General features: G+C 66.5%; 14 protein-coding genes. 8 read left to right on the plus strand and 6 right to left on the minus strand.

The genetic code is table 11. The features are described 5' to 3' along the window. Positions 1–1,287: argininosuccinate synthase (locus QZ994_RS13850; RefSeq protein WP_290872641.1), on the minus strand; the 1,287-nt coding region annotated here is incomplete at its 3' end. A 208-nt stretch (positions 1,288–1,495) separates the two neighbouring features. On the opposite strand from QZ994_RS13850, the gene QZ994_RS13855 reads away from it, so the two are divergent. Then, entirely contained in the window at positions 1,496–2,284 is a 789-nt protein-coding gene (locus QZ994_RS13855; protein WP_290872644.1) for a hypothetical protein, read from the plus strand. A 39-nt stretch (positions 2,285–2,323) separates the two neighbouring features. On the opposite strand, the gene dnaE is transcribed toward QZ994_RS13855, so the two are convergent. Then, positions 2,324–5,857 carry a DNA polymerase III subunit alpha gene (gene dnaE / locus QZ994_RS13860; protein WP_290872647.1) on the minus strand — a complete coding sequence of 1,178 codons (3,534 nt, stop codon included), beginning with the start codon at positions 5,855–5,857 and terminating at the stop codon, positions 2,324–2,326. A 150-nt stretch (positions 5,858–6,007) separates the two neighbouring features. On the opposite strand from dnaE, the gene QZ994_RS13865 reads away from it, so the two are divergent. Next, positions 6,008–6,763: a sulfurtransferase gene (locus QZ994_RS13865; protein WP_290872650.1), complete on the plus strand. Its 756-nt coding sequence runs from the start codon at positions 6,008–6,010 to the stop codon at positions 6,761–6,763. A 3-nt stretch (positions 6,764–6,766) separates the two neighbouring features. Here the strand turns inward: QZ994_RS13865 and QZ994_RS13870 are convergent, their stop codons facing one another. After that, positions 6,767–7,459: a TetR/AcrR family transcriptional regulator gene (locus QZ994_RS13870; protein ID WP_290872653.1), complete on the minus strand. Its 693-nt coding sequence runs from the start codon at positions 7,457–7,459 to the stop codon at positions 6,767–6,769. A gap of 90 nt (positions 7,460–7,549) precedes the next feature. On the opposite strand from QZ994_RS13870, the gene QZ994_RS13875 reads away from it, so the two are divergent. Genes QZ994_RS13875 through QZ994_RS13890 form a run of 4 tightly spaced genes read left to right on the plus strand, consistent with a single transcriptional unit; the run spans position 7,550 to position 11,853 of the window. Continuing rightward, positions 7,550–9,055, plus strand: a complete 1,506-nt coding sequence (locus QZ994_RS13875) for an NAD(P)/FAD-dependent oxidoreductase (RefSeq protein WP_290872657.1) — start codon at positions 7,550–7,552, stop codon at positions 9,053–9,055. Then, positions 9,052–9,969 (plus strand): alpha/beta hydrolase, encoded by a 918-nt coding sequence (locus tag QZ994_RS13880; protein WP_290872660.1) that lies wholly within the window; start codon positions 9,052–9,054, stop codon positions 9,967–9,969. The genes QZ994_RS13875 and QZ994_RS13880 overlap by 4 nt, the downstream gene beginning before the upstream one ends. Positions 9,970–10,007: 38 nt before the next feature. Further along, entirely contained in the window at positions 10,008–10,874 is an 867-nt protein-coding gene (locus QZ994_RS13885; protein WP_290872663.1) for an SDR family oxidoreductase, read from the plus strand. A gap of 7 nt (positions 10,875–10,881) precedes the next feature. Next, a complete protein-coding gene (locus tag QZ994_RS13890) occupies positions 10,882–11,853 on the plus strand; it encodes an alpha/beta hydrolase (RefSeq protein WP_290872666.1) in 972 nt (323 codons plus the stop codon). 69 nt (positions 11,854–11,922) lie between these two features. Here the strand turns inward: QZ994_RS13890 and QZ994_RS13895 are convergent, their stop codons facing one another. Both QZ994_RS13895 and QZ994_RS13900 read right to left on the minus strand, forming a co-directional pair. After that, on the minus strand, positions 11,923–12,516 hold the full coding sequence (locus QZ994_RS13895; RefSeq protein WP_290872669.1) for an NADPH-dependent FMN reductase: 594 nt from the start codon (positions 12,514–12,516) through the stop codon (positions 11,923–11,925). 12 nt (positions 12,517–12,528) lie between these two features. Next, entirely contained in the window at positions 12,529–13,086 is a 558-nt protein-coding gene (locus QZ994_RS13900) for a flavodoxin family protein (RefSeq protein ID WP_290872672.1), read from the minus strand. 100 nt (positions 13,087–13,186) lie between these two features. On the opposite strand from QZ994_RS13900, the gene QZ994_RS13905 reads away from it, so the two are divergent. After that, on the plus strand, positions 13,187–14,056 hold the full coding sequence (locus tag QZ994_RS13905; protein ID WP_290872676.1) for a 23S rRNA (adenine(2030)-N(6))-methyltransferase RlmJ: 870 nt from the start codon (positions 13,187–13,189) through the stop codon (positions 14,054–14,056). A 35-nt stretch (positions 14,057–14,091) separates the two neighbouring features. On the opposite strand, the gene QZ994_RS13910 is transcribed toward QZ994_RS13905, so the two are convergent. Continuing rightward, on the minus strand, positions 14,092–14,793 hold the full coding sequence (locus QZ994_RS13910; protein WP_290872679.1) for a pirin family protein: 702 nt from the start codon (positions 14,791–14,793) through the stop codon (positions 14,092–14,094). Positions 14,794–14,932: 139 nt separating this feature from the next. Between QZ994_RS13910 and QZ994_RS13915 the strand changes: the two genes are divergently transcribed. Next, positions 14,933–15,405: LysR family transcriptional regulator (locus tag QZ994_RS13915; RefSeq protein ID WP_290872682.1), on the plus strand; the 473-nt coding region annotated here is incomplete at its 3' end.

The raw sequence follows: 15,405 nt of genomic DNA on the forward strand, positions 1-15,405 counted from the left end.
GGCGTTGAGCTTGATGAAGCCGGCAGCGTCGGCCTGGTTGTAGGCGCCGCCGTCGTCGTCGAAGGTCGAGATCTTGGCGTCGAACAGGCTGTCGGTCTTGGACTCGCGGCCCACCACCAGGATGGTGCCCTTGTAAAGCTTGAGCTTGACGGTGCCGTTGACGGTCTCTTGCGAGGCGTCGATCAGGCCTTGCAGCAGTTCGCGCTCCGGGCTGAACCAGTAGCCGTTGTAGATCATGCGGGCGTAACGCGGCATCAGGTCGTCCTTCAGCGCCAGGACTTCGCGGTCCAGGGTGATGGATTCGATGGCGCGGTGGCCGCTCAGCAGGATGGTGCCGCCAGGGGTTTCGTAGCAGCCGCGGCTCTTCATGCCGACGTAGCGGTTCTCGACCTTGTCGAGGCGGCCGATGCCGTGCTTGCCGCCGATTTCGTTCAGCTTGGTCAGCACCTGGGCGGGCGACATCTTCACGCCGTCGATGGCGACCACGTCACCCTTGGCGTAGGTCAGCTCGATCACCTGCGGCTTATTGGGCGCCTTCTCGGGCGACACCGTCAGGCGCCACATGTTGGCTTCGGGTTCGAAGTTCGGGTCCTCCAGCACGCCACCTTCGTAGCTGATGTGCAGCAGGTTGGCGTCCATCGAGTAAGGGGCGCCGCCCTTGCGCTTCTTGAAGTCGACCGGGATGCCGTGCTTGTCGGCGTAGGCCAGCAGCTTTTCGCGGCTCAGCAGGTCCCACTCGCGCCACGGTGCGATCACCTTCACGCCAGGCAGCAGGGCATAGGCGCCCAGTTCGAAACGAACCTGGTCGTTGCCCTTGCCGGTGGCGCCGTGCGAGATGGCATCGCCCTTGGTCTTCTTGGCGATCTCGATCAGGCGCTTGGCGATCAGCGGGCGGGCGATCGAGGTGCCCAGCAGGTATTCACCTTCGTACAGCGCGTTGGCGCGGAACATCGGGAACACGAAGTCGCGCACGAACTCTTCGCGCAGGTCTTCGATGAAGATGTTCTCGGGCTTGATGCCCATCTTCAGGGCCTTGGCGCGTGCGGGCTCGATCTCTTCACCCTGGCCGATGTCGGCGGTGAAGGTCACGACTTCGCAGCCGTACTCGTCTTGCAGCCACTTGAGGATGATGGACGTGTCCAGACCGCCGGAGTAGGCCAGCACGACTTTCTTGACTTGGGCAGCGGCTTTGGGCGCGACCACAGGGGCGGCAGCAGGCGTGGCGGCCACAGCGGCCTTCACCTTGGTGGCGGCAGGGGCCTTCACGGCCTTGGCGGTTTTGGACATGGTCTGATCGGTTGGAGAAGACGAAACCCAGGATTTTACGGCCCCGCGCTGCCCAAAACCTGCTGCCCTGCGCCGGAGCCTGGCCCAAACACGACGTCAAAGGGGCACGCAACTTTACAAAGCGCCCCCAGAGACCCTGTCAGCCATTTCAAAGTGGACACCGTTGAATGCCCAGGTGGCCCCTCGTGCCACCGCACAGGAGCCCCTCATGACCTCGTCTTCGTTCACCCCCGCCCTCGCCTCTCCGGGCTTGCGCCCCCTGCTGATGGGCCTGTGCGGCCTGATGACGGTTTCGGCGGCAGAGGCCGGGCCGCGCGTGGGCGAGGTGATCGGCCAGCCCGCCCCCCAAAGCGTCATCGTGCAGGCGCGGGTGCTGTCGTCCAGCCCGGTGGTGGCCGATGTGGCCGTGCCGCGCCAGGCCTGCTATGACGAGATGCAGCAGGTGCCCGGCCGCAGCGACGGTGCGGGCGCGCTGCTCGGTGCCATCGCCGGTGGGGCTGCAGGCAATGCCATCGGCAAGGGTGGCGGCCGCGCCCTGGCCACGGGCCTGGGCATCTTTGGCGGGGCGATCCTGGGTGACCACATCCAGAACGAAGGTCGCCAGCCCGAGGTGCGCACCGTGCGCCGATGCGAGCAGCAGACCGCCTACGAGCGCCGCGTCGTGGCCTACAACGTGGAATATGAATACGGGGGCCAGCGCTACAGCACCCAGACCACGCAGGCGCCCGGTGCCACCATCCCGCTGCAGGTGTCGGTGACCCCGGCCATGGTCAGCCCGCCGGTGGCCCAGGCGGCCTACCAGCCCAGCTACCCCACGCGCTACGACCCGGTCTACGCCCCCCCGCCTGCGCCAGTGGTGGTCACGCCCTATGCAGGGAGTTACGTGGCGCCCGTGCGCTATGTGCCCGGTGTGGTCTTTCGAGACGGCTGGTGGGGCTGGCCGCGTGAAGCGTTGGCGGAACAAGGTCATCACCGCCACCACCACCACGAGCGCTGAGCACAGGCGCTGGGCATTGGCGAACCCGCCCAGCCGGGCTCAACCCTCTCCGTACACCACCATGGCCTGGGCCTCGGGCATCAGGGCCTTGCAGCGCTGCAGCGCATCGTCGCTGGGGTAGACACGGGCGGTGTCACCCAGTTCGATCTCGCCCCGGGCCGTGAGCTCGCCTGAGCGGCGCTCCACCACCACCCTGATCGGAAGGCCCTGGAAGGTGTCGGGCTGATCCGGGTCTTTCGCGGGCACGCGGCGCGGCGGAAATTCCTTGAGCAGTTCGGCCACCGGGAGCTTGTCGCCGGGTGCCAGCAGTCGCAGGTAGCGGGCGTAACGGGCACGCGCCGTCGCCAGGCTCATCACCTGCTGCACGTTCAGGCGCAGGCCGCCCGAGAAGCGGTCATTCTGCACCTTGCCCGTGATCACGACCAATTCATCGTCCTTCAGCAGGTCCTTGTTGGCGTCCAGCGTTTCCTGGTTGGCCACGGCCTCGATCACCTCGCTCTTGTCATCCACCTTGAAGATGGCAACCCGGCCACGCGAGCCGTTGATCACGCGCAGTTCGCTGACGATACCGGCCACCACCTGCGGATCACGGCTGTCTTTCAGGTCGCCGATGCGCTGGCGAGCAAAGCGGCGGACCTCGCGCTCGGCCTCGTCAAACAGGTGGCCCGAGAGGTAGAAGCCGATGGCGGTCTTCTCCAGGCTCAGGCGCTCCTTCAGCGTCCACATCTCGGCCGGCACCAGGTCGGGCTCGTTGGTGGAGGCAGCGTGGCTGTCGCCAAAGTCGAACAGGCCGCCCTGGTCGGCATTGGCCACCAGGGTGTCGCCGTATTCGAAGGCCAGACCGACGCTGGCCAGCAGGCTGGCCCGATGGGGGTTGAGCGAGTCGAAGGCACCCGCCTTGATCAGGGCTTCGACCACGCGCTTGTTGACCTGCTTGCGATCGACCCGGGCGCAGAAATCGAAGAAGCTCTTGAAGGGGCCGTTTTCCTTGCGCTCGCGCACCAGGGCCTCGACCGCCCCCTGCCCCGTGCCCTTGACGGCACCGAGCGCATAGCAAATGGTCTTGTTGCCCGTGGGCACAAAGCGCCATTCACCCTGGTTCACATCCGGCGGGGTGAAGGTGATGCCGAAGTTCTGCGTGGCATCGTCGTGGAAGATCTTGAGCTTGTCCGTGTCATCACTCGACACGCTCATGTTCCCTGCGAAGAATTCGGCCGTGTAGTGGGCCTTCAACCAGGCCGTGTGATAGGCCAGCAGAGCGTAGGCGGCGGCGTGCGACTTGTTGAAGCCGTAGCCCGCGAACTTCTCCATCAAGTCGAAGATTTCGTTGGCCAGCGGGGCTTCGATCCCGTTCTTGGCGGCACCCTCGGCAAAGATGGCGCGGTGGTGCGCCATCTCTTCGACCTTCTTCTTGCCCATCGCGCGGCGCAGCAGGTCGGCGCCACCGAGCGAGTAGCCCCCCAGGCGCTGCGCCACCTGCATCACCTGCTCCTGGTAGACCATGATCCCGTAGGTCTCGGAGAGCACGGCCTCCATCAGCGGATGCGGGTAGGTGACCTCTTCCTTGCCATGCTTGCGCAGGCAGAAGGAGGGAATCAGGTCCATCGGGCCCGGTCGGTAGAGCGCCACGAGGGCGATGATGTCCTCGAAAAGGCTGGGCTTGGCGTCGCGCAGCATCCCCTGCATGCCGCGGGATTCAAGCTGGAACACGGCCACGGTCTTGCCCTCGGACAGCAGCCGGTAGGTGGCCGCGTCGTCCAGCGGGATCTTGGCGAAGTCGAAGTCCTTCTGATCCGGGTGCCGCGCGACGATGTAGTCCTTGGCCAGCTCCAGAATGGTCAGCGTGGCCAGGCCCAGGAAGTCGAACTTCACCAGGCCGATGGCCTCCACGTCGTCCTTGTCGTACTGGCTCACGGCCGAATCGCTGCCGGGCTGCTGGTAGAGCGGGCAGAAGTCGGTGATCTTGCCCGGGGCGATCAGCACGCCCCCCGCGTGCATGCCGATGTTGCGCACCATGCCCTCCACGCGCATGGCCAGCTCCAGCAGCGAGGCGACCTCTTCCTCGGCCTTCTCGCGCTCTTCCAGCTCGGGCGCCTCCTGGCGGGCGTAGATCACGCCAGGATCGGGCTTCTCCGGCACCTTGGCCAGGGTCACGCTCTTGCCGGGTGGCGCCGGGATCAGCTTGGCGATGCTGTCGACATGGCCATAGCCCATGCCGAGCACCCGGCCCACGTCGCGCAGCGCAGCCTTGGCGGCCATGGTGCCGAAGGTAGCGATCTGCGAGACGGCGTCACGGCCGTAGCGGTCCTTCACGTAGTCGATGACGCGGTCGCGGTTGCCCTGGCAGAAGTCGATGTCGAAGTCGGGCATCGAGACCCGCTCGGGGTTCAGGAAGCGCTCGAACAGCAGGTTGTATTTCAGCGGGTCGAGGTCGGTGATCTTCAGCGCATAGGCCACCAGCGAGCCGGCGCCCGAGCCCCGCCCCGGGCCCACCGGGCAGCCGTTGTTCTTGGCCCAGTTGATGAAGTCCTGCACGATCAGGAAGTAGCCGGGGAAGCCCATCTTCAGGATCGTGTTGATCTCGAAATCCAGGCGCTCGACGTAGAGTGGGCGCTGGGCGTTGCGCTCGTCTTCTTTCGGGAAGAGGTGCAGCAGGCGCTCTTCCAGGCCCTGGTGAGACAGCTCCCGGAAGAACTCGTCCATCGGCTGGGGCTCGCCGTTGGGCATGATGGGCGTGGGGAAATTCGGCAGCTGCGGCTTGCCCAGCACCAGCGTCAAGGCGCAGCGGCGCGCGATCGCCACGGTGTTGGCCAGGGCCGAGGGGATGTCTGCAAACAGGGCCTCCATCTCGGCCGTGGTCTTGAAATGCTGCTCGCGCGTGAAGCGTTTGATGCGCTTGGGGTTGCCCAGGGTCTCGCCTTCGGCAATGCAGGTGCGGGCCTCGTGGGCCTCGAAGTCATCGGGCTCCTGGAACTGGATGGGGTGGGTCGCCACCACGGGCAGCTTCAGGCGTGCGGCCAGGGGCACGGCGGCACGGATGTGGGCCTCGTTCGTCGGGTGGCCACCCCGTTGCAGCTCGATGTAGAGCCGGTTGGGGAACACCTCGGCCAGCTTGCGCGCCCAGGCTTCGGCCTTGGCCACGTCACCGTTGAGCAGCGATTGCCCGACGATGCCCAACTCCGCCCCGGTGAGGCAGATCAGGCCGTTGCTGTTGGCCGCCAGCGAATCCCAGTGCACCCAGGCGTGGCTGCGCTGACCTGGGGCCGTCCAGGCCTCGCCCAGCAGTTCGCACAGGCGCAGGTAACCGGCCTTGTTCTGGATCAGCAGCAGCAGGCGGGTCGGCCCCTTGGCGCCCTCTTCCGGCTCCAGCCACACGTCGGCCCCCAGGATGGGCTGCACGCCCTTCTTGCGCGCGGCCGAATACAGCTTGACCGCCCCGAACAGGTTGGACAGGTCGGTGACGGCCAGGGCGGGCTGGCCGTCCTTGGCCGCGGCCTTGACCAGGTCGTCGATGCGGACGGTGCCGTCGACGACGGAGAACTCGGAGTGGGCGCGAAGGTGAACAAAAGGCATCCCGAGATTGTAGGGACGGGGCTGCACCGCACCGGCGCCGGCTTGCGCCAGGTCATGTCCAGGCGCGCAAAACGGCCTGGAAAGGCCTGGTGCGCGACCTTTCGCAGGATCAAATCCATGACGGCATCAGGCTTTTTCTACAATGGCGCCATGTCTGCCGTGCTCAACATCTCTTCCTACCTCTTCGTCACCCTGGACGACACCGCCGCCCTGCGCGAGCATTTGCACGCCGAAGCGCTCGCGCGCGACCTCAAAGGCACGGTGTTGATCGCAGAAGAAGGCATCAACCTCTTCCTGGCCGGGCCGGCCGAGGCGGTGCGGGGATGGGTGGCGGTGCTGCGGGCCGACCCGCGTTTTGCGGCGATCGAGCCCAAGGAGAGCTGGTCGGCGACCGTGCCCTTCAAGAAGCTGCTGGTGAAGGTCAAGCGCGAGATCATCCGCATGAACCACCCCACCATCCGCCCCGATGCCGTGGGCAGCGAAGGCCGCGCCCCGGCGGTCGATCCCGGCGTGCTGCGGCAATGGCTCACCCAGGGCCATGACGACGAAGGCCGCCCCGTGGTCACCCTGGACACCCGCAACGCCTTCGAGGTCGACTACGGCACCTTCGAGGGCGCGGTCGACTGGCGCATCAGCAAGTTCAGCGAATTCCCCGAGGCCGTGCAGGCGCACAAGGCCGAGTTCGAAGGCAAGACCGTGGTGAGCTTCTGCACCGGCGGCATCCGCTGCGAGAAGGCCGCGCTCTACATGCAGGAGGCGGGCATCGAGCGCGTCTACCAGCTCGAAGGCGGCATCCTTAAGTACTTCGAGCTCACCGACGGCGCCCACTGGCACGGCGACTGTTTCGTCTTCGACGAACGCGAGGCCCTGGCCGCCAACCTGCAGCCGGGCGGCAAGGCGAACTGAGCCTCAGTCGGCGTGACTGGCCGATTGACTGGTCGATTGACTGGCCAGGGCCAGCATGCCCCTGTAAGGCAGCAGGTTGGTGTGCACCACCGTGTCGATGGGTTCGGCAAAACCATCCTGCATCCAGCGGGCGGCCAGCAGCACGTTCAGGCCGATCATGCCGTCGGCCAGCAGATCGAGGTTGACCTTGCCCTGGTCGGCCTCTGGCACCAGCCGGTGCAGGTGCATGCGCAACATCGCCGAGTAATCGCGCGCCGTGGCGCCGCTCATGGCGGCCACCTCGTGGTTGACCCCCAGTGAATCGACCAGCATGATCCGACCACGGCGAGGGTCGTCGCGGATGAAAGCCAGAAAGACCCGCATCGCAGGCTCCAGCATGCCCAGTGGCGTGGGCTCGGCCTGGGCCAGGGCAGACAGGGTCCGTTGCATCAGCTGTTCGCGCAGGGCCCCGTAGGCCGCCAGGTAGAGCTGCGGCAGGGTCTTGAAGGATTCGTAGAAGTAGCGCTCCGTGAGGTGCGCGGCCACGCACACCTCGCGCACCGTCGTGGCGTGAAAGCCCTTGGTGCCAAAGACCTCGATGGCGCCCTCGATCAGCTTTTCGCGGCGCTGGCGCTGGCGCTCTTCGGGCAGCACGCCACCATAACGGCGCTTGGCCGTGGGCGCGGGGATGAGGGGGGATTGATCGGCAGTGTCCATAGGGTTGTCTATATTGACATGAACCATTGTCAAAGTTATTCTGACAATGATCCTTGTCAAAAATCAAACCCACCACAGGATGTTCCCCAGATGAAACCGCAGGACTTCAAACAGCCCGCCGCCAGCGCCGCCGTCCCGGTGGCGCGGCACCGGGTCATCGTGGTGGGCACGGGGTTTTCGGGCCTGTGCATGGGCGTGAAGCTGCGCGAACAGGGCGAAGACGACTTCGTGCTGCTGGAGCGCGCCGACGAGGTGGGCGGCACCTGGCGCGACAACACCTACCCCGGCTGCGGCTGCGACGTGCCATCGCACCTGTATTCCTTCAGTTTTGCACCCAACCCGAACTGGTCGCGCATGTTCGCACCCCAGCCGGAAATCTTTGCCTACCTCAAGCGGGTGGCCGAGCAGTTCGACCTGCTGCGCCACATCCGCTTCCGCACCAAGCTGGTCGGCGCCCGCTATGACGACGCCCGCCAGCTCTGGGTGGTGACCGCCGAAGACGGCCGCGTCTTCGAGGCCCAGGTGCTGGTGTCGGGCATGGGTGGGCTGAGCAACCCCATGATCCCCGACCTGCCGGGCCTGGGCACCTTTCAGGGCGAGGTCTTTCACTCGGCCACCTGGCAGCACGGCTACGACCTGGTCGGCAAGCGCGTGGCCGTGATCGGCAGTGGTGCCAGCGCCATCCAGTTCGTGCCCGCCATCGCACCCCTGGTCGACAGGCTGTATTACCACCAGCGCACACCCGCCTGGGTGGTGCCCAAGGAAGACCGGCCGCTCAAGCCCGAAGAGCGTGCCGACTTTGCCGCCAACCCCTGGCGTCAGCGCATCGAACGCATCAAGCTCTACTGGACGCTGGAGGTGCGCTTCCTGGCCTTCAAGTTCAAACCGGAGTGGATGGGCCTGGTGGCCAAGGTGGCCAAGCACAAGATCCGCCAGGCCATCAAGGACCCGGCCCTGCAGGCCAAGGTCACGCCCGACTACACCCCGGGCTGCAAGCGCCTGCTGATCTCCAACGATTACTACCCTGCCCTGGCGCGCACCAACGTCGAGGTCGTCACCGAAGGCATCGCCGCCATCACACCCACCGGCGTGCGCACCCACGATGGCCAGACCCGCGAGGTCGACGCCATCATCTTCGGCACCGGCTTCAAGGTGCAGGACCCGATCCCGGCGCGCACGGTGTTCGGCAAAGGTGGGATCGACCTGGCCGACGCCTGGAAATCGGGCCCTGAAGCCTACCTGGGCGTGGCCGTGGCGGGCTTCCCCAACTTCTTCATGCTGATGGGGCCCAACACCGGCCTGGGGCACAACTCCATGGTCTTCATGATCGAGTCGCAGGCCCACTACATCACCCGGGCCATCCAGACCATGAAGCAGGAACGCATCCAGGCGCTCGAGGTCCAGGCCCAGGCGCAGACCGCCTTCGTCGAAGGCGTGCAGAAAGCGCTGCGCCAGACCGTGTGGCAATCGGGCTGCAAGAGCTGGTACCTCAACGAACAGGGTCGCAACACCACGCTGTGGCCGGGCTTCACCTTCGCCTATCGGCTCAAGACCCGCCGCTTCTCCACCAAGCCCTACAAAGTGACCACCGCATGAGCATCCAGGCCGTCATCACCAACCTCTTTCTGCGCTGGAAGTTCAAGCGCGGTGGCCGCGGCCCGCTGGACGTGGCCAAGGCCCGGTACACGGTCAGCAAGATGGCCAGGTCCTATCCGCCCCCACCCGCGTCCATCACCCACACGCCGGTGGCCGCCCAGCCTGACGCGGGCCTGTGTCCGGCCGAATGGCTGAGCGTGGCCCAGCCCCGGCGCACCGTGGTCTATTTCCACGGCGGCGGCTACTTCTTCTGCGGGCTCGACACCCACCGCCCCACCTGCGCCTACCTGGCCCGCACGGCCGAAGCGCGCGTGCTCTCGGTCGACTACCGCATGGCGCCCGAACACGTTTTCCCCGCCGCGGTCGACGACGCCCTGGCATGGTGGAAAGCATTGCTGAGCCAGGGCACCTCCCCGGCCGACGTGGTCTTTTCCGGTGATTCAGCCGGCGGCGGACTGGCCCTCGCCACCCTGTTGGCCGCACGCGACCAGGGCCTGCCCCTGCCCGCCGGCGCCGTGCTGTTTTCGCCCTGGACCGACCTGTCCTGCTCGGGCGAAACCATGCGCACCCTGGCCGACGCGGACGTCATGTTCAACCCCGAGTCGCTGCCCGAGGCGGCAGCGCTCTACCTTGCCGGGGCACCGGCCCAAACCCCGCTGGCCTCGCCCGTGTTCGCCGACCTGAAGGGCCTGCCTCCGCTGATGATCCACGCCAGCCGGCACGAGATCCTGCTGTCGGACTCGACCCGCGTGCACAACAAGGCCCAGGCAGCAGGCGTCCGGAGCGAACTGCACCTCAAGGCCAGGATGCCCCATGTGTGGCCCACGATGCTGATGCTGCCCGAAGCCCGCAAGACCCTCACCGAGTGCGGCGACTGGATCGCCCGCACGACCGCCCAGGCCCAACGGGCCTGACACCCGCCACCTTCGGCCTCGCCCCCCTCCCGCCCACCATGAAATCCTTCCAGAACAAGGTTGCCGCCATCACTGGCGCCGCCTCCGGCATGGGCCGCACCCTGTCCATCGAACTGGCCAAGCGGGGCTGCCACCTCGCCCTAAGCGATGTGAACGAAGCCGAACTGGCCAAGACCGCCCAGTTGGCGGGTGCCCACGGCGTGCGCGTCACGCTCACCCGGCTCGATGTGGCCCACCGCCAGGCCGTGTTCGCCTGGGCCGACCAGGTGGTGCGGGACCACGGTCAGGTCAACCTCATTTTCAACAACGCCGGGGTTTCGCTCACGGTGCCGGTAGAGCACGCCCAGATCGCCGACTTCGAATGGATCATGGGCATCAACTTCTGGGGCGTGGTGCACGGCACCCAGGCCTTCCTGCCCCACCTCAAGGCCTCGGGCGACGGTCACGTGGTCAACACCTCCAGCCTGTTCGGGCTGATGGCCATCCCCAGCCAGGGCACCTACAACGCCAGCAAGTTTGCCGTGCGCGGCTACACCGAGGCCCTGCGTATGGAGCTGGAACTCGAAGGCGCGCCCGTCAGCGCGACCTGCGTGCACCCGGGCGGCATTGCCACCAACATCGCCATGGCGGGCAAGATCGATCCGAGCATGGAGAAGGTCACAGGCGCCAGCATCGAGCGGCAGAAGCGCCGCGCCAACAAGATGATCAGCACCACCACGGCCGAATCGGCCGCACAGCAGATCCTGGCCGCCGTGGAGAAGAACGCCCGCCGCGTGCTGGTGGGGCCCGACGCCAAATTTCTGGACAAGGTCGTGCGCGTTTTGGCAAGTTGGTATCAACCCCTGGTGGTCAGGCAGATGCGGAAAATGAACAGGCCGCAAACGGAGGCCCGAAGCGCGGCATGATGCGCGCATGAAGTGGTTCAAACGCCTGTGGTGGATCGCCGTGTGCCTCGGCGCGGGCCTGGCCATGGCCGTCTGGGCGACCTGGGAGCCCGACCGCCAGTTGGGCCAGCTCGTTGCCCGCTGGGCCAAACCGCCCTCCACCTTCGTCGAGCTCGATGGCATGCAGGTGCACGTGCGCGACACGGGTCCGCGCGACGACCCCACCCCGCTGGTCCTGCTGCACGGCATGGCCTCCAGCCTGCACACCTTCGAAGGCTGGCAGCGTGCACTCGACACCGAGCGCCGCGTCATCACCGTCGACCTGCCCGGCTTTGGCCTCACCGGCCCCAGCCCACAGGGCGACTACCGCATCGACGCCTACACCCGCTTCGTGCTGCGCCTGCTCGACAACCTGGGCGTCAAACGCGTGAGCCTGGGCGGCAACGCCCTGGGGGGCGAAATCGCCTGGCAAACCGCGGTGCTGGCGCCCGACCGGGTCGACCAGCTCATCCTCATCGATGCCGATGGCTACGAGCCCTCGGTGCTGTCCATGCCCATGGCCTTCCGCGTGGCCAGCATGCGGGGCTTCCGTTGGGCGTCGGAGCGCGTGCTGCCCAAGCCCGTGGTGGCCTCCAGCGTGCGCAATGTGTTTGGCGACCCGGCCAAGGTCACGCCCGAGGTGGTGAACCGCTACTTCGAGATGGCACTGCGTGCCGGCAACCGCCGGGCGCTTTTCCAGCGCATGGACCAGGCCCAGTTCGGCGCCTCGGCACCGTTGATCAAGCGCGTGCACCAGCCCACGCTGGTGATGTGGGGCGCCAAGGACGAGATGATCTCGCCCGAACTGGGCGAGCTGTTCTGCCGGGACATCCCGGTCTGCCGCCTGCACACTTTCGAGGGCCTGGGCCACCTGCCGCAGGAAGAAGACCCCGCCGCCACGCTGGCCGTGCTCAAGGACTTCCTCCATCCCGTGCGCAAAACAAAGGCCCCGCAGCCCTGATCGGACCGCGGAGCCCTGCTGATACAGGCGGCGTGCGCCGTGGCTTCAGCCCTTGACTCAGCCCTTGACTCAGCCCTTGAACCAGCCAGCCTGCTTCACCACCGAAGCCACCAGCTTGTCCAGCGCCTGGTCGAGCGCCGGGGTCTTGAGCGCCGAAGGCTCGCCCAGGTGCTGAGGCGCCGACGGCAAGGCCAGCTGCTCGGGCACCACCACCATCGCAAAATTGGTGCTCAGGAAGGTGCGCACGATGGGCAGGGCACGGATGCCACCCAGCGCGCCCGGCGAAGCCGCCAGCAGGCCGGCCGGTTTCCCCGCCGTGACCGCCTTGCCATCGGGCTTGTCGCCATCGGCGGGCACGACCGAGAGCCAGTCGAACGCATTGACGAACAGCGGCGTGGGCAGGGCGTTGTACTCGGGGTTGCTCAGCAACAGGCCGTCGTGGCTGGCGAACAGGTCACGCAGTGCCAGCGCCCCGGCCGGGAAGCCTTGGGCGGCCAGCAGGTCGGCGTCGAACACCGGCAGGGCCAGGGCACGCAGGTCGACGACGGTCACCTCGGCGCCCAGGGCGCGGGCCTTGGCTGCGGCCACCTCGACGAGTTGCTGGTTGATGGAACCTTCACGGACGCTGCCACTGATGGCGAGCAGGCGAACAGGGGTGCTCATGCCTGGGGCTCCTCAGGCGCTGAAACGGGCAGTGACGGAGGCCACACGCTCGCCGAACAGGCGAGCGGTTTCCAGGTCGCCAGGCAGCATCTCGTCGGCACTGGCGTCGGAAGGGGTCGAGGCCATGGCGCCGCTGAAAGAGGCCACGTAGTTCACGTCATTGCGGGTGGCGGCCTTGCTGTTGCTCGGCATGATGCCGGTGCCCACCCAGATCATGCTGTGCTGCTGCGACAGGGTGAACAGGTAGTGCAGGGTGGAGAGCTTGTCGCCGTTCATCGAGGCCGAGTTGGTGAAGCCCGCGGCGATCTTGTCCTTCCATTGCTGGGTGAACCAGGGCTTGGAAGACGCGTCGATGAACTTCTTGTACTGCCAGGGCACGCTGCCCATGTAGGTCGGAGCGCCAAAAATGATGGCGTCTGCGGCGTTCAGGGTCTCCCAGCCGCCTTCGGGCAGGTTGCCTTCGCCGTCGACGGCCAGCAGCGTGGCCGCGGCGCCCTGGGCCACCGACTCGGCCATCTTCCGGGTGTGGCCGTAACCGCTGAAATAGACCACAACGATCTTCTTGCTCATGTTCGTTCCTTTCAAGCCGTGAAACCGGCAGAGTGTGAGGGGATCAAAAAAGTCACATCACCCGAGGGGCAATCGGTCATAAAACCGCTAACCTCGGGCCATGTTCAGTTATCGACACGGCTTCCACGCGGGCAACCACGCCGATGTGCTCAAACACATGGTGCTGGTGCAGTTGCTTGAGCACCTGCTGCAAAAAGACAAACCATTCTGGGTGGTGGACACCCACGCCGGCGGCGGCCTCTACGACCTCACCAGCAACTACGCCACCAAAAGCGGTGAATCCGAGTCCGGCATCCTGAGCCTGTGGCCGATGCGCAAGGACCGCTCCATCCCCGAAGCCGTGCGCGGTCTGCTCAAGCAGGTCGCCACCGTCAACGGCCAGGGCGACGAGCTCAAGTGGTACCCGGGCTCGCCCCAGATCGCCGCGCAGATGCTGCGCGAAGGCGACCACCTGCGCCTGTTCGAGCTGCACCCCACGGAGATCAAGCTGCTGGAGCAGCACTTCGCCTCGGTCAAGCGGGGCGTGAGCGTGGCCCACCAGGACGGCTTCTCGACCCTGCGTGCCATCCTGCCACCGCCGCCACGCCGTGGTCTGATTCACATCGACCCGCCTTACGAGAGCAAGGACGACTACCGCCGTGTGGTGCAGACCCTGAAGGACGCGGCGCCCAAGTTCTCGAGCGGCACCTACGCCATCTGGTATCCCGAGGTGGCCCGCCGCGAAGCGCAGCAGCTGCCCGGCCAGCTCAAGCGCATGGCGGCCGAACTGCCCAAGACCGACTGGCTGCACGCCACGCTGCGCGTCAAGGGCGCCGAACGTGACGGCATGGGCCTTTTTGGCAGCGGCATGTTCGTGATCAACCCGCCCTACACCCTGTACGACAAGCTCGCCGAAGCACTGCCCTGGCTGGTCGAAACCATTGGCCAGGACGAGCACGCTGCCTACACGCTGGAAGCGCAGCAGAACTGAGGTCAAGGCCAGGGCGATCATGGCGAGTGGGGCCTTCAGGCGGCCAGGTCGAACACCAGGACCTCGGCCTGGCGCCCCTGCCCGATCTGCAAGCGCGACTCGCCCTCGAACTTCAGGGCATCGCCCGCTTTCAGGGCCTGGCCATTGACCACCACCTCGCCCAGGGCCACGTGCACATAGGCCTTGCGTGCGGGGTTCAGCGCCAGTTCGGCCCCCTCATCCCCATCAAAAAGGCCCACGCTGAGCGTGGCGTCGGCGTGGAGGGTCACCGAGTCCTCGCGGCCATCCGGCGAAGCCACCACACGCAAGCGCCCCCGCTTGTCGGCGGCCGAGAAGTGCTTTTGCTCATAGCTGGGCTTGATGCCGCGCACCGTGGGCTCGATCCAGATCTGCAGCAGGTGCGTCGAGCCCTGCGCGGCATCGTTGAACTCGCTGTGCAAAATCCCCTGGCCCGCGCTCATGCGCTGCACGTCACCCGGCAGGATGCTGGCGCCATTGCCCAGGCTGTCCTTGTGGGCCAGCGAGCCCTGCAGCACATAGGTCACGATCTCCATGTCGCGGTGTCCGTGCATGCCAAAACCCCGGCCGGCGGCGATGACATCGTCGTTGATCACGCGCAGCGGGCCGAATCCCATGTGTTGCACATCGTGATAGTCGGCAAACGAGAAGCTGTGGAAGCTCTGCAGCCAGCCATGGTCGGCAAATCCTCGTTGGTCGGATGGGCGCAGGGTCAGCATGAAGGGCTCCTCGGTGTCGGGCCAGCAAACAGCGCTGGCGGTGAATGGACTGTAGGTCGCCGCCCCGCCACCGAGGCTGCGGCCCACTGATGGCATCATTCAAAGTAATTGAACGCATCAAGCCCAACCCTGCCCCGCCATGACCGATCGCCGCCATGCCCTCACCCCGGACGCCCTGAGCATGGTCGACACCATCGCCCGCACCGGCAGCTTTGCCGCCGCGGCACGCGAACTGGGCAAGGTTCCCTCGGCCCTGACTTACAGCGTGCGCCAGCTGGAAGACGCCCTCGACGTGCTGCTCTTTGACCGCCGCAGCCGCCAGGCCCGGCTCACCGCCGCTGGCGAAGAGTTGCTCCGGGAGGGCCGCCTGCTGCTGCAGCAGATGGACGCCGTGGCCAACCGGGTGCAGCGCGTGGCCTCGGGCTGGGAGGCCGAACTCACCCTGGCGCTGGACAAGGCCCTGGCCCCCGAGCCCATCTTCGATCTGATCGAGGCCTTCTACAGCCTCAAGCCGCCCACACGGCTGCGCATCCGCAGCGAGGTGCTGGCGGGCACCTGGGAGGCGCTCGCCTCCGGTCAGGCCGACCTGGCCATCGGCGTGCCGGTGGCTTT

The organism is Aquabacterium sp. (assembly GCF_021768455.1).
Lineage (GTDB): Bacteria > Pseudomonadota > Gammaproteobacteria > Burkholderiales > Burkholderiaceae_C > Aquabacterium.